Below are 14,103 nucleotides of genomic sequence, written 5' to 3'. Positions count from 1 at the left end.
CATACCTGTCCATTATTTTAAAGCGGCAAGTCTAAGAATGATTTGCCGCTTTTTTAAAATCCTTTAATATGAAAATAAATTTAATACTTCCATACCTGCTTTTTCTTTTCACCATCAGTTCCTGCCATAAAGAAATCAAATCTGATAAAGGAGGAATTGATATTATATCGAACGTCTATTTTGATGCGTCCAAAGGACTGGGTAAAATGCAGAGTTTTCATGTATCAAAACTAAATTACTCTAAAAATGAGCTTATAGAAGAGGTTCCTGATCTTTCATTTCCTGAAATGAGTAAGCAAATGTATTATATCAGGGATTCTCTTTGTTATCCTTTTGACCTCGTGGAGCGAAATCTCATTTTTTCTGACCTTTCTAAGAATAGGCAGCCTTTTCTGGTTTGGAACAAGAAAGAAGGGGCTGTGTTTTCAAAAGAGTGGATTCCTAATTATAGAAACAGAAGAAATCTATCTGATACGATCTTATTTCATAAGAAGTACAGGCGCTTTGAGATTAATTCTCCCTGGAGTTATACAAGATTTTATATCTATCCAACAGATACGATTTTACCGTATTCACTGTATAAACATGCAGAAAGGGATTATAACGGGAGATTAGAGCGTATCGATTCCTATAATAAGAAGGACGACATATTTGTGACCCTTCAATTATTACCCAGAAAGAACTGGGATGCTGGTGCCAAAGAACTGTTTGAATTTAATCATTTTGTAAAAAGCCGAGAAAGTGAGTGAAAATAGCTTAGTATATAAAGATAATGATCTTTCTGTAATAGAAGGAAATAAGGACGAGCTTATTGTTTTTAAAAACATTAAGGATAAACATTCTTTTTTGGAACTTCTGAAATTAAATAATCAGAATAATAATAGAACTCTTGTTGCGCTTCATTCCGGAGAAAATACCAAAAAGTTTATTGGCAGGTATCAGAATTATACTGGTAAAATATTTCTTTGTCTGGATGGAGACAGAGCGGGAAATATGATGACCCTTAAAATTCTTACAGACATGAATGGGAAGAATATAAAGGATATTCGTCCATTATATGGAATCTCAGAAAACGGTAATCAAAATTTAAGTGAATATTTAGAAAATAAACTAGGTCTTCAAAATAAAAATACTATTTTAGTCGAACAAAGAAAATCACAAGATGGATACATTAATACTAGATCAAACGAAATTTCCGACACTCAGCACTTGGGAACCGAATCTTCTGAACGAAGTTCTGGAAAACCTATCCCAAACAGCCAATCCGAGCAAAACGGAAATAACCAGGGAGGACAAGCTATGGGCAGCAACCATGTTGGAAATGGACTTGCAGGCACAGGGGGGAGCGATTTGGGAAACCCCGCAAGAGAAAGATCCACTTCTGGAGCACAACCGCAAAATGATGAAGAAGATGAAGGAAGAAAACATTCCGTGGGCGGAATCATATCCGGGAGAACTTTATCCGACAGAACAGGATCAGAATTAAATACATCCCATAAAAATAATGAGGATGTAGCCATTCTTATTTCAAAATATAAAGGGCAGAAAGTTAATAATGAGCAGGTTGCAGAAATTGTTTCTGCAACCTGCTTTGTTTCAGGGGACCGCAAAATTATTCTAAATGAAAATTTTAATCTCACGGATGATCTGAAAGATGTCTGTGGACAGTTCAAAAGTGGTGGTACAGCGAAAGAGGGTAGAGGAATATTAGATGAATACTACACTGATTCAAAGATTGTACATACTATCCGTAATTTGATCAAAGATCAGTTTAAAAACCGGCAGGAAATTTCGGTATTAGAGCCCAGTGTAGGAACAGGAAATTTTCTTTATGCTGCAAAAGAGTTGGGAGTAAAGACAAATGTTACAGCCTTTGAAATTAACGAGACCACAGCGAAAATTGCAAAAGTCTTTCATCCTGAAGCTGATATTCATCTCCGTTCCTTTGAAACTGAATTTATTGATGAAAGGGGTAATAAAAGGGAATTCTCTGAAAAATATGATTTGGTTATTGGTAATCCACCTTACGGGGAACACCGAGGGCTTTACAAAGGTTTGGGAGAAGAACCGAAAATCTCAAAATATGAAGATTATTTCGTTAAACGTTCTTTAGATTCTTTAAAACCAGATGGTATTTTGGCAATGGTGCTCCCTTCTGGTTGGCTAAACAGACAAAGCCAATTAAAAAATGCGCAGTTAATAGAGGGATTCCGTTTACCCAGTGGAGTTTTTGCCGGAACTGGTATTGGTACGGATATTATTATTCTAAAAAAGGATTCGCAGAAAATTTCCAGAGATATTTCCGATTATTTTGAAATTAATCCTGAAAAAATTCTGGGTGAAACCCGAGAAAAGACTAATCGTTTTGGACGAAAAGAAAATTATGTTCACGGAAATTTAGAAGATGCCTTATTAAAAATAGAGCGGCTGCGAGGCAAAAAGGAAGTTGAAAGAATCGGGAATCTTTTTGAAGATTTATTTCTGGAAGCTGAAGAATCTAAGATCATCTTAAAAAATAAGGATTCGGAGGACAAATCGGAAAGTATTACAGACACTAAACCAGATGAAGTAGACCTTACTGAAACCCATGAAAAAGTTGAACAGGTACTTTTGGCTCTTAATGCAGTAAAATTTAAATCTCCTGCTATTACAAAGGAGATTGATAAATATAAGGAACTTCAATCCCAAATTACCAATGAATCTCAGAAGTTCGATCAAAATCGAATTGATGATATTCTTCAGAGAGCGGATAAGATTATTCAGTCTTATAGTGGAAAAAATACGGAGTATAGAATTCAGACCCAGGTAGAGCTTAAAAAAGGAGTTCTAAAATACCAATTCCTTAAATCTGATGATATTGTAAATACTTCGCTCCAAAACAGCTCTGAGCTTTCTAAGCAGCAGATTGAGGCATTTCAGGATACTTCTTATGATGGGACTTTACATAATCACGGAAAGCACTCTCAATTTGCCAACTATATTGGAGGAAAATGGGTACATGATTTTTACTATGCTGAAGGGAATATTTATGCAAAATTGGGACAACTGGAAAAAGACTTCATAGATAAATATGCTGTTGGAGGAACGGAAAACCAGTATGAGAAACAAAAGGCACTATTAGAAAGTGTTTTGCCTAAGACAAAATCACTGGATGAGATCTTTATCAGTCCGAATCATGAGTTTATACATCAATTTGATTTGGGTTATGTAGAAAAAGATCAGTGGAATTCTAAGACAAGACAAACAGAGCCGGCAATGGTGTCATACAATCTTGCTGATAAGTTTAAAGATTTTGTCGGAACATTATCCAGTGAGGCTTTTGCTGGTTCTTCAGCATGGGAAGTCCGAAGTTTTGTAGATAATGAAACGGTTACAGGAAGTGATAAAGAAAGAAATGCTTTAGTTCGTGAAAGGAGAAAAGCTGCTGCCAATGATTTGTTTTATAAATTTTTGCGGGAAGAATTATCAGATGAACTAAGGCAACGTTTTGTAAAAGACTTTAACAGGAGCTATAATAATATCCATGTTCCGGACTATTCGAAATTTCCGCTATTTTCTAAAATCCATAAGAATTTTAAAGGACGGGAGTTAAAGTTAACCGAAGTTCAGAAAGCAGGAATCGGAAGACAAACCACAAAAGGTGTCGGATTATTAGCCCACGAGGTTGGTTTTGGAAAAACCTTGTCAGGAATACTGTCCATGCAAGAGGCGGTGGAACGTGGAAATGCAAAAAGACCACTTATTGTTGTTCCTAATGAGAGTATTCTTAAACAATGGGTAGAAACGATCTTTGAAACAATTCCTAATGCTAAAATGAATGTGCTGGGGAATCTTGGTAAAGATTACGACCTCTCAAAGTTTGATAATAAGGACGGAGAAATTACTATAGTTACCTACGAAGGTTTTAATAATATCGGCTTTTCTGAGAGCATTACTAAGGAATTGGCTTCCAAATTTTCTTACATTTCTGAAAGTGAGCTGAAAAGTGTAAATGCCATTAGCGAAAGGGATTTTCAGAAAGATTTGGAAAAAGAAAAGGAGGTGGAAGGAAAGATGAAGCGTGGCAAAATCTATGACTGGGAAGATTTTGGATTTGATCACCTTACTTATGATGAAGTACACAATGCCAATCATATTGTAGGAAAGGTTAGAGTGGAAGACCGTAGATTTGCTTCGGATTTCAGGAGTCAGAACCAGCAGACATCAAAACTGGGAATTAATACGTGGATGGCTGCGCAGTACATTCAGGATAAAAATAATGGTAGAAACATAACGCTGCTTTCGGCTACACCTTTCACCAATAAACCTCTGGAATATTATTCGATTTTATCCCTGATCGCTAATAAACGTCTCGAAGAGTCTGGTTATTTCAATGTCAATAATTTCTTTGAAACCTTTATGGAAGCGGATAATGATATGGAGATCGATGCCCGAGGAGATGTTAAATTCAAAGCTAATGTTCGACGGTTTAAAAACAATTCTCTTTTCCAGCAGCTACTGTCTGAATTTATTGACATCAAAGGAGAAGAAGATAATCCGGAGCTGAAGCGGCCTAACAAAATCAATAAAGAATATAAAACCGAGCAAAATGATCTGACGAAAGAGCAGTATGATTTGCTCAACGAGAGTTTTAGCGAAACGGAGAAAGGAGCAATCTTGACTCATATTCTCAATGCCCGATTGATTGCAATTTCTCCATATCTGTCGATTTATTATGATGGAGAAATTCCTACGATAAAGGAGTTTATAGAAAATTCTCCGAAGCTGAAACAGACTATGGATCTGATCCGCCAGAATAAGAAAGACATACCGGACTTAGGGCAAATTATTTATTCAGAATTAGCTGTTGCAGAATTTCCAAAGCTGAAAGAATATCTGGTACAGGAAGTAGGCTATAAGCCTGAAGAAATTGGAATTATTACCGGAGCGACAAGTAAACCTAACAGGCTAAAGATTCAGGATGATTTTAATTCTGGGAAAATAAAAGTAATTATCGGTAGTGAAGCGATTCAGGAAGGGATGAACCTTCAGGAAAACACAACAGATGTATATATACTTTCTCTTCCCTATAATTTTACTGCTCTGCGGCAGGTGGAAGGACGTGCATGGCGACAGGGGAACAAAAATGAAAATGTAAGAATAAATTTTATGCTAACCAATGATAGTATTGATGTTTTCATGCTCCAAAAGTTACAATCGAAACAATCTAGATATTTAGAAGCTATGAAGAAAGGGGCAGATGTTTTGGATATATCAGACATCAGTACCCAGGAATTAAAAACTGCTATTATTACCAATCCGGAAACAAGAGCTAGTATTGAAATTGAGCTCATAAAAAAGCGAATTGAAAATGAGAAAAGCAGGTTTCTTGCAGATAGAGCCTTTGTATTAAGGAAGTATGAAGATTTTATTAAAGTCCAGGAGGATGTAACCAAGGCGCAGCATAATTATAATAGGATTTTAGGATATTCTAAGGAAGAAGGAGAAAATGCTGAATATTGGAAAAATCAGCTTTCTTCCTATCAGAAAACAATTGATCTTACAAAATTAGAAGTTCAAAAAACAATCGGGTATCTGGCTGAAAAAGGAGTGAATGTTACAGAAATTGAGGACCAGACAAAAGCTACTGAAGATAAAATTACAGAGTTGGATGAAAAGTTAGAAGAGCTTCCTGAAATAAAAGAGAAATTAATAGAACAATATCAAAAGGAAAAAGATGAGCAGTTGAAAGTTAATAAGAATAAAGATTATGTAGGAGAAAGAGCTGCTGAGAATAGAACTTTGTTTAATGCTATATTGGAAGTTAACCCTGTACTTAGTATGAATGTTGAAGATTCTTCGGATATAGTGTTAAGCCAAAAAGAAGATATAAACATAGAGAATAATCCAGTTGTAATTAGGAAAAGATAAATGGAAAATATTCAGAGATACTTCAATGTTTCCTTCACTTTGACAAAATAAGAATATTAATATAACTGACCTAAATTAGAAAAATTATCTCAATTACATTTTGAGATAATTTTTTTGTGTAAAAATAGAATACAATATGTCAAATTTTAGTGAATAACTGGTTTGATTTAATAATATATTAGAAAATTTAACTATTTTTATAATTCAAATTTATTGACTTTTAACTATATGTATAAAACTGAACATGGTGATTTTGATGGAAATTCATGGGAAGAATTTTGTCAATTATGTTTTAAACATAAATACGAAAAAGAAGGTTATCAAGAGCTTCCTGCATGGCAGGGAGACTTAGGTATTGAAGGATATACAAGAGCAGGAAAAGTTTTTCAATGCTATTGTCCTGATGAAAATTATAATGCTGATGTACTTTATGGAAAGCAAAGAGATAAAATTACAAAAGATTTAGGAAAATTAATTTCTAATGAAAAAGAACTCAAAAGATATTTAGGTAATCAAAAAATATTACAATGGATATTTGTCACTCCTAGATATCAAAATAAAGAGTTAGTACGTCATTGTGCTGAAAAAGCTGAAGAATTCAAAGAAAAAAAATTGGACATTCTGGATCCAAATTTTGACATTCTTATTCATGATCTAGATTTTTTTTCGGAGCAGATACCTCTTATTATTGATGGGAAAGGCAGGAAAATAGAAATTAATCATCAAGATGAAACAGATCAGAATGCCGCTCAATGGATAAATTCCGAAATTGATCTTGTTGAAAATGCGAATCGGAAAAATGGGCATAGAATTATTGCAACAGCAAATAATCGTGATAGGAAAATTGAGAAATTAACAAAAATCACTATTTCAAATTTCCTAAATGGTAATATTACTATTAATAGGCTACAGCAGAAATTTCCAGATGACTATGAAAAGTTAATTAGAGTTGTATCTCAATTTGAGAAAAAAGTTGAAGAAATTTGTTTAACTAATGCTTCTAGCAGTACTGAATTATATTCGACAATAGAAAAAGATCTTAAAGATAGAGTTAGGATTACACTTCCTTATTTAAATGAAATAACTATTGAAAAATTGACAGAACAAATATTAGCAGACTGGATACTTAGATGTCCAATTGATTTTGAATAAAAAATAATCATGGAAAATTCAGAAATAAACTTTGAACGAATTACCTTTAAACAGAAACCAATTCCAATTCCCGTTGATTACAGACCAACTTATAAAATAAGTATTATTCTTTTGGTGTTAAAATTTTGTTGTATTGGTGAAACATCATCATTACTGAAGCTTCATTTATTTTCATGGGTTTTGAAATTTGACAAGAATATGGTCTTATTTCAAAAATTCATATTAAGTAATTATAAAGATGAATTTCAGGTGTGGAGTATTGAGCCCGCATTAAATAGAGCATTGCAATATGCTATTGCAGACAATCTTTGTGAATTGACATCTACAAGTAAGTACAAACTTACGGAAAAAGGGAATCAGTTTTGTGATTCAATTTTAGATTCCGAAGCTTTTGAAAAGGAAATTACTTTTTTAAAGTTTGTTGGTAAAAATAAAATTACAGACAGCAGACTTAATTCGATGATTAAACAATGGAAAATTGAATATGACTAAACTAAAAATCAACCGATTAAAAATTGAAATAAACACTGATGCCGGAATATTTGGGGCTCAACATAAATTCTCAAAGGGACTGAATATTGTCAGAGGAGACAATACCACAGGAAAATCATCCTTGTTTCAATCGATAATTTATGCTTTAGGATTTGAAGAATTATTAGGAGGAAAATTTGAAAAGACTCTTCAATCTGTTTTAAAAGACAAAGTAGAATACCCTCGAAATGAGCAGTACTTCAATATCATTCAATCTTATATATACTTGGTCATTGAAAATCAACATGGACAAATAATAACTATAAGACGTGGAGTGAAAACACCAAATAGAAAATCCCAATTAGTAGATGTTTTTTTTGGAGACTACATAACCAATTTGAAGGATATTACAGACGAAAGGCAGATGTGGGTTCATGATAAGGGAGGTGCTTCAGACAATGATTTTGGCTTTCATAAATTTCTATGTGAGTTTCTGGAAATAGATTTACCAAAAGTTATAACATACAAAGGAGATTATACCCAAATTTATCTACAGCAATTAGCTTCTTCCTTTATTATTGAACAAAAAAAAGGATGGAGTGATTACTTTATTACTGCACCAATATATTCAATACGAGACCTCAATCAGCGAATAGTTGAATATCTGTTGAATTTGGATGTGTTTGAAAATAATGAAAAAAGAGAGGAAATAAATATCCGTAGAAACTTACTACAAACTAAGTGGGAAAAGGTATTTAATGAAATGGATTATTTAGCTGACAGATCCAGCTCAGAACTTACTGGAATAAGCTCAGAACCTGAAATAATAAATGATCTAAATTCAATTAAGCTTCTTTATAAAAAAGAAAATTCCAATATCAGAATTGAAGAATATTTACAAGAACTCAGAGATGAACTTGTAACCTTTGACAACACAATCAATACAGTAGGTCAAAATTCAAGCAAATATGAGAAAGAATTAGAAGAAAAGCAGAATTTGCTAAATAAAATTGTAGTTAATTATGAACTGTTACTACCTGAGATAACTAGTGAAATTGAAAAATTAAAACAATATCAAAATCAGAGCAAAAATATTTCTGAAGACTTAAGGAAAAATAAAGGCGTACAAAAATTAAATAAACTTGGTGCAGAACAAGACATAAAATCCATACAAAACATTTGTCCAACTTGTACCCAAGAGGTTAAAGATCTTTTACCGAGTGATATTAATCATACACCTATGAGATTAGATGATAATATTAAATATCTTGAGTCCCAGATGGCAATGATTGAGGTCTATATATCGGGACAGAAAAAATTAATTACAGACAAAAGAGCTAAATCTGAATTATATCAGCAAGCTTCAACGAAATTAAGAAAAGAAATAAGGAATCTAAAAACGGAATTAGTCGAGGATTCCAGAGTTCCTTCGGTAGTTGAAATTGAAGAAAAATTCAGTTTAAATCAAAGGATAAACTTTTATAGTAAGACGATTGAAAAATTTGAATCTTTAAAAAATGACTTAATTCCTTTGATTGAAGAACATATTGAAATCCAATCGGCAGTATCAAAATTACCAAAACTGAACTTATCTGAACAGGATGCTAATAAAATCATTGATCTGGAAAATAATTTTGTTTCGTACTTACAAAAATTTGGATATACAAGCAAATCGTTCAACAGTATAAAGATTTCAAGAGATAATTACTTCCCAATTGTTGATGAGCTTTATAGTATTAAATTTGATTCTTCTGCTAGTGATTTCATAAGAAGTATATGGGCATTTACTATTTCATTAATGAAAACATCAGTAAATTATAATGGAAATCACCCTCAGTTTTTAATGTTTGATGAACCTAAACAACAGGATGCTTCTCTTGAAAGCTTTAAATCTTTTCTAAAAGAGTTATCTGAATTTAAGGAACAACAAATGATTGTCTTTGCTTCATTTGAAAATTCTGATGAGACATTTAACGAATCGACGGAAAAAATTGAATTTTCCCTAAACCGTATTAACGAAACTTTAATAAAACCAATAAAGTAAGAGATTGTTTTAGTAGTTAGGTAAAAATAACCTATTGTGGATGAATTTTATCGATTAAAAGGGACTATGAATTAATGATTATACTAATTTTGATGTGAAAAAAATGTCTAAAAAATATTTAGAATATTATCCAAACCAAATTGCATTAGAAAATAAATTTGAAAAGCATCTGAAAAACACTAAGCGATTTGCAGAATTTTGTAGAGGGAAGGATGTTCCGTATTATCAAGATGAAGGCAATTGGGGAACAAAGCTTGATCTTGAAGATGTTTCTGAGAGGGAAGGCGTAAAACGAGCTTATCTATTGCAAGAGTTTTACATATGGAAAGAGTGGAAGGAAAAAGGGCGAAACATTTTTCATTTCTCAGAAAATATAACTGATCTACTAAAACAAACTGACGTTCTTGATATTGATATTTCTCTAATTAAATTGCCATATTCAGACTTTTATATTGATTTATCATCAGCAAAAATTCCCTTTGAAGAAGATAGTTCTGAAATCATTGAAGGTGCCTTTATCAGAGATGAGTATCATGATGGGAAGGACTATGAAAGAGCAATAAATATAGATTTTGTCAGCAAAGAATATATTGGAAAATATTGGAATATTAACAAAGATTTATGTTGGGATACTGAGCGGGGATTTCATTCAATATTACTTTTCCTTGATAGGAAAGATAATCTGAAGACAATTGAAGATGCTATAAATTTTGATAAAGATGGATTTGTAAGTACCCCAATGTTTGATGATAGAGATGAGGATACAAAAAAGGGCTTATATAGCATTCATAAACAATTTGTAGATAGAACAATTAATTTCATTATCAATTGCCTCCTGTATTTGACAACTAAAGAAGTTGACATTGATGAGAAATATCCAGTCGATCTACCTGTTCATTTAAAAAATAAATTAGATAAAGCAACTACTAAACGAAAAAAAGAAGTTGTTCATTCAGAAATATTACAGAATGGATTTACTAAAGTTAAATATGTTGGGTATAGGTTGACCGCAGCAAAGCCTTTAGATAATTCAGGAAGAGAACTTAATCCTCATTGGCGAAGAGGACATTGGAGGAACCAAAAATTTGGTGAAAATTTAAATGACTCAAAATTGATTTGGATAATGCCTACAATTGTTAATAAAGAAAGGGGTGAGCCTCGAAAAGGGCATATTTATACTGTTTAAAAGTTAATAGAAGATTTGTTTTCTGGTAAATTGAGTATTTTACCAAAAAAATATATTTGATAGTCTGGTCTTTACAGTTGTTTGAACAGAAAAATACTTAATTTATTTGTTAAGAATAAAAATATCTATATCTTTGCACCAGTTAAAAACAGACGCTCTCAAACTTATTTATAAAAAGTGACCTATTCGGTGACCTATAAAATAAGAGAACAGTATAAAGCTTATGGATAGGGCTTTTCTTGAAAAAGTACAAGTCCCGTCCGGATCGCAGAAGTTTTATCAATTTCTTTAAAAAATTGATCCGGTAGTTCAGCTGGTTAGAATGCCGCCCTGTCACGGCGGAGGTCGCGGGTTCGAGTCCCGTCCGGATCGCATAAGTTTTGTCAATTTACTTTAAAAAAATTGATCCGGTAGTTCAGCTGGTTAGAATGCCGCCCTGTCACGGCGGAGGTCGCGGGTTCGAGTCCCGTCCGGATCGCAAAAAGTCTTCTATTTTTAGAAGACTTTTTTTTGTTTAGAACCTAAAGTATTCTTTGTACTTTTTGAGAACATGATGAAAAGGATAGTGCTGGTTTCATCCATTCATATCACTGTATCTCTTGCATCTGTTGGTATTGTAATAATGTCAATTACTCTTGCTTCTTTAGAGATTTTTAGTCCTGTTAATCCATATCCGTAAACCGCTCCTGTATCGATGTTCACTGAGTTAGATTTTTCATCAAACAAGGGCTTCTTCTGTTTCAGTGGAGTATGCCCATGAATTTGCAGTTGATGAATGTTCTTTAGCTCTTTTCTGTTCCATAAAACGCTATCTTCACTGTCTTCTTTATAAGGATCTTCTGTTTCCGTTATTCCGGCATGGGTAATCATTATATTTTCAGTTTCAAACTTTAGGGGTAGTGCAGCAAACCAATTTCGGATTTGTTCATGGTCTGCATGATGCTTATTGAAATCTTCCAGTGTCTTGTCTCCACATTGTCGGATCCAATTCAGATTGGGACCTTTGTCACAATGTTCGATAAATTCGGATTCATGATTTCCTTTTATTATAATACAATGAGGATAAAGTTCCTGCAATTGCATACATTTTTTGACAACCCTGAAACTATAATTCCCTCGATCTATTAAATCTCCTACAAAAACCAGATATTCACTTTCAGCATTCCAATATTTGAGCATTTCTTCCAAAGTATAAAGACATCCATGAACATCTCCTATGATAAAAAAATTCATTTGATTTATTTAAAGCTTTCAAAAGTAAGTAAAATAGGTGTTGTCAGGACGATTTGTATCCTTTATATCTTTGTTAAATACTGAAAAAAAGATCTTGACTTTTGTCCATTCGATAGTTTATGGGTACTTTAGTATTTAAAGATGAATTGGATGTCTAAAAAGAAGTTTATTTTATTCTCTATACTTAAAACGTGGCTTATTTCAACGGTTGTTTCAGTTGTTCTTATCATTATATATTTAAATGTTACCCGGGAAGTGGAATTGACGGAACATCCAAGAAATTGTGATATGAGCGGACTTGCCTATGCCTTTGTTATTTTTTGGATATTATTTCTTAGTATTTTATCGTTGAGCAGCCTGTTTTCCCTTTTAAAGTCATTTCATGGAAAAGTGAAAGAAGCCTTATGTTGGTTTCTGCTTCCGGTCATTTCTTTCGTTTTCTATTATCGTACAGTTGCAGACGGAACAATTAATAAGGATGACATTGCTTTATTTCTGATTACTTATTTGCCCTGGTTTGTTCTTTGGGCATTTTATTACAGCAGATTTAATTCCCGGTTCAAATAAAATTGATGAGTAGCATGAAAAGACAATTTAAAAACTGGACTCTATTCTTTATTTTGGGCTTATTAATCCTAATAGTGGGGATTATAGCAGCCATTGTATTGATGGCGGGAGTTTCGGCGCCAGATGGGCTTTATGGGATGTTTATTATGCTATGGATGATTCCTGTAGTAATAGTGATTATTAGTGATAGGATCCTTGTCTGGAAATTTGGTAGTAAGGCCGTCAATAAAATTCAGTTTTTTATATTACTATTCACTGCATTTTTATGCTTAGTAAGGGTTTTTGCCAATCTCATACAAGGTTACTAAATAGGCAAAAAAAATTACTGTCAAATAAGACAGTAATAATAATGATCTGTGATAGGGTGTAGATCAGTGTGTGTTTCTAAGCAGAGATTTATGCTGATTAAAAGGCTGATCTTTCTGAACTGCTTTACATTCGGTCAATGTCATTTAATATTTCAGTCTGAATTAGGTGTCTTTGTCTGAGTTATTTACGATAAAAACTTCATTTGACGAATCAACTTTTTAGACCGAATTGTTTGGGCAGCTTCTTTATATCATGGTTATTGATGACAATAGTATGGATAGCCTGTATGTGCCGATTTTTAGGCTCATCTTGAGATGATTTTCTAACAAAAGGTACAATCATGCAAATCGTTTGCAAAACTATGTCACCGTATTTTGAAAGTCGCTACACTTTTGTGTAGATTTGTGAGATCAAATCGAAAACTATCCTTTAGTGTAGTAAGTAGATATTTTTTTAAAAGATGGAACGAATTAAAAGGTTTTTCAATGATAAAAATGAGGTCAGTAAAGATGCTGATATTGACTTTAGCCAGTCCGGAGATTATCTGGAAGCAATAAAGGCTCTTGCCAGAACTACTTATCAGAGTCTGTATGTGATCAACTATCAAACTAAAGGATTTGAGTATGTTTCAGATAACCCTCTTTTCCTTTGTGGGAAAACTTCAGAGGAAGTAAAGGAGCTGGGCTATGCTTTCTATTTTCAAAATGTAAAACCTGAGGACGTCGAAATGTTGATTAAAATTAATGAAGCAGGATTTGAGTTTTTTGATAAAATTCCGATAGAGGAAAGAAAGCTGTATTCTATTTCCTACGATTTTTATCTTATCAACAGTAAGAAAAACCTAGTGCTTGTTAATCATAAGCTTACTCCCATGTTTCTTACAGAAGAGGGGCAGGTCTGGAAGGCCCTATGCGCCGTATCACTTTCTAATAATAGCTCTTCAGGGAATGTTATGCTTAGTAAGGATGGTTCCAATGAGATTTGGAAGTATGATCTAACGGTAGAAAAATGGGAAAAAAGCGAGAAAATAAAATTATCTTCCAGAGAATATGAAATCTTAAGCCTGTATGCCAGTGGGTTGACAATTAATGAAATAGGGGCTAAGCTTTTTATTACAGCCGATACCGTGAAATTTCACCGAAAAAAGCTTTTTGAAAAAATTGGAGTCAACAATATTGCCGAAGCATTATCTTACGCTAAAACGAATAAACTGCTTTAAATTTTTAGGAAA

Annotated in this window: 10 protein-coding genes and 2 tRNA genes; 11 read left to right on the top strand and 1 reads right to left on the bottom strand. The window is 33.1% G+C overall.

Going from position 1 to position 14,103, the window contains the following annotated elements:
• Positions 1-68 precede the first annotated feature (68 nt).
• The 8 genes from C7D53_RS11735 to C7D53_RS11700 all read left to right on the top strand — a co-directional run bounded on the left by C7D53_RS11735 (position 69) and on the right by C7D53_RS11700 (position 11,241).
• Complete coding sequence (locus C7D53_RS11735) at positions 69-749, top strand: hypothetical protein (protein ID WP_106011349.1); 681 nt, start codon at positions 69-71, stop codon at positions 747-749.
• Complete coding sequence (locus C7D53_RS11730) at positions 742-5,910, top strand: Eco57I restriction-modification methylase domain-containing protein (protein WP_106916642.1); 5,169 nt, start codon at positions 742-744, stop codon at positions 5,908-5,910. The genes C7D53_RS11735 and C7D53_RS11730 overlap by 8 nt, the downstream gene beginning before the upstream one ends.
• Before the next feature lie 228 nt (positions 5,911-6,138).
• Complete coding sequence (locus C7D53_RS11725) at positions 6,139-7,062, top strand: hypothetical protein (RefSeq protein ID WP_024566022.1); 924 nt, start codon at positions 6,139-6,141, stop codon at positions 7,060-7,062.
• A 9-nt stretch (positions 7,063-7,071) separates the two neighbouring features.
• Positions 7,072-7,554, top strand: coding sequence for a hypothetical protein (locus tag C7D53_RS11720; protein WP_024566023.1), 483 nt, complete (start codon positions 7,072-7,074; stop codon positions 7,552-7,554).
• Positions 7,547-9,577 (top strand): AAA family ATPase, encoded by a 2,031-nt coding sequence (locus tag C7D53_RS11715; protein WP_106916641.1) that lies wholly within the window; start codon positions 7,547-7,549, stop codon positions 9,575-9,577. Before C7D53_RS11720 ends, C7D53_RS11715 begins: the two co-directional genes overlap by 8 nt.
• A 103-nt stretch (positions 9,578-9,680) precedes the next feature.
• Complete coding sequence (locus tag C7D53_RS11710; RefSeq protein ID WP_024566025.1) at positions 9,681-10,763, top strand: hypothetical protein; 1,083 nt, start codon at positions 9,681-9,683, stop codon at positions 10,761-10,763.
• 298 nt (positions 10,764-11,061) lie between these two features.
• A tRNA-Asp gene (locus C7D53_RS11705) sits at positions 11,062-11,135 on the top strand.
• Between the two features lie 32 nt (positions 11,136-11,167).
• Positions 11,168-11,241 (top strand) — tRNA-Asp (locus tag C7D53_RS11700).
• Between the two features lie 104 nt (positions 11,242-11,345).
• On the opposite strand, the gene C7D53_RS11695 is transcribed toward C7D53_RS11700, so the two are convergent.
• On the bottom strand, positions 11,346-11,996 hold the full coding sequence (locus C7D53_RS11695) for a metallophosphoesterase family protein (RefSeq protein ID WP_106916640.1): 651 nt from the start codon (positions 11,994-11,996) through the stop codon (positions 11,346-11,348).
• 150 nt (positions 11,997-12,146) lie between these two features.
• Here C7D53_RS11695 and C7D53_RS11690 point away from each other — a divergent pair, with 150 nt between their 5' ends.
• The 3 genes from C7D53_RS11690 (at position 12,147) to C7D53_RS11680 (ending at position 14,091) form a co-directional block, all read left to right on the top strand.
• Positions 12,147-12,563 carry a hypothetical protein gene (locus tag C7D53_RS11690; RefSeq protein WP_106916639.1) on the top strand — a complete coding sequence of 139 codons (417 nt, stop codon included), beginning with the start codon at positions 12,147-12,149 and terminating at the stop codon, positions 12,561-12,563.
• A gap of 14 nt (positions 12,564-12,577) precedes the next feature.
• Positions 12,578-12,871: a hypothetical protein gene (locus C7D53_RS11685; RefSeq protein ID WP_162926159.1), complete on the top strand. Its 294-nt coding sequence runs from the start codon at positions 12,578-12,580 to the stop codon at positions 12,869-12,871.
• A 461-nt stretch (positions 12,872-13,332) separates the two neighbouring features.
• Positions 13,333-14,091, top strand: coding sequence for a response regulator transcription factor (locus C7D53_RS11680; RefSeq protein ID WP_106916637.1), 759 nt, complete (start codon positions 13,333-13,335; stop codon positions 14,089-14,091).
• Positions 14,092-14,103: the final 12 nt, after the last annotated feature.

It is taken from the genome of Chryseobacterium aurantiacum (assembly GCF_003020585.1).
Lineage (GTDB): Bacteria > Bacteroidota > Bacteroidia > Flavobacteriales > Weeksellaceae > Chryseobacterium > Chryseobacterium aurantiacum.
Note: the sequence above shows the minus strand (reverse complement) of the source record. Positions and strands in the feature narration are given on the sequence as shown.

Excerpts from the sequence above, each read along its gene's own strand:
- C7D53_RS11735 (WP_106011349.1), top strand. The coding sequence starts at position 69 with ATGAAAATAAATTTAATACTTCCATACCTGCTTTTTCTTTTCACCATC.
- C7D53_RS11725 (WP_024566022.1), top strand. The coding sequence starts at position 6,139 with ATGTATAAAACTGAACATGGTGATTTTGATGGAAATTCATGGGAAGAA.
- C7D53_RS11720 (WP_024566023.1), top strand. The coding sequence starts at position 7,072 with ATGGAAAATTCAGAAATAAACTTTGAACGAATTACCTTTAAACAGAAA.
- C7D53_RS11715 (WP_106916641.1), top strand. The coding sequence starts at position 7,547 with ATGACTAAACTAAAAATCAACCGATTAAAAATTGAAATAAACACTGAT.
- C7D53_RS11710 (WP_024566025.1), top strand. The coding sequence starts at position 9,681 with ATGTCTAAAAAATATTTAGAATATTATCCAAACCAAATTGCATTAGAA.
- C7D53_RS11695 (WP_106916640.1), bottom strand. The coding sequence starts at position 11,996 with ATGAATTTTTTTATCATAGGAGATGTTCATGGATGTCTTTATACTTTG.
- C7D53_RS11690 (WP_106916639.1), top strand. The coding sequence starts at position 12,147 with ATGTCTAAAAAGAAGTTTATTTTATTCTCTATACTTAAAACGTGGCTT.
- C7D53_RS11685 (WP_162926159.1), top strand. The coding sequence starts at position 12,578 with ATGAAAAGACAATTTAAAAACTGGACTCTATTCTTTATTTTGGGCTTA.
- C7D53_RS11680 (WP_106916637.1), top strand. The coding sequence starts at position 13,333 with ATGGAACGAATTAAAAGGTTTTTCAATGATAAAAATGAGGTCAGTAAA.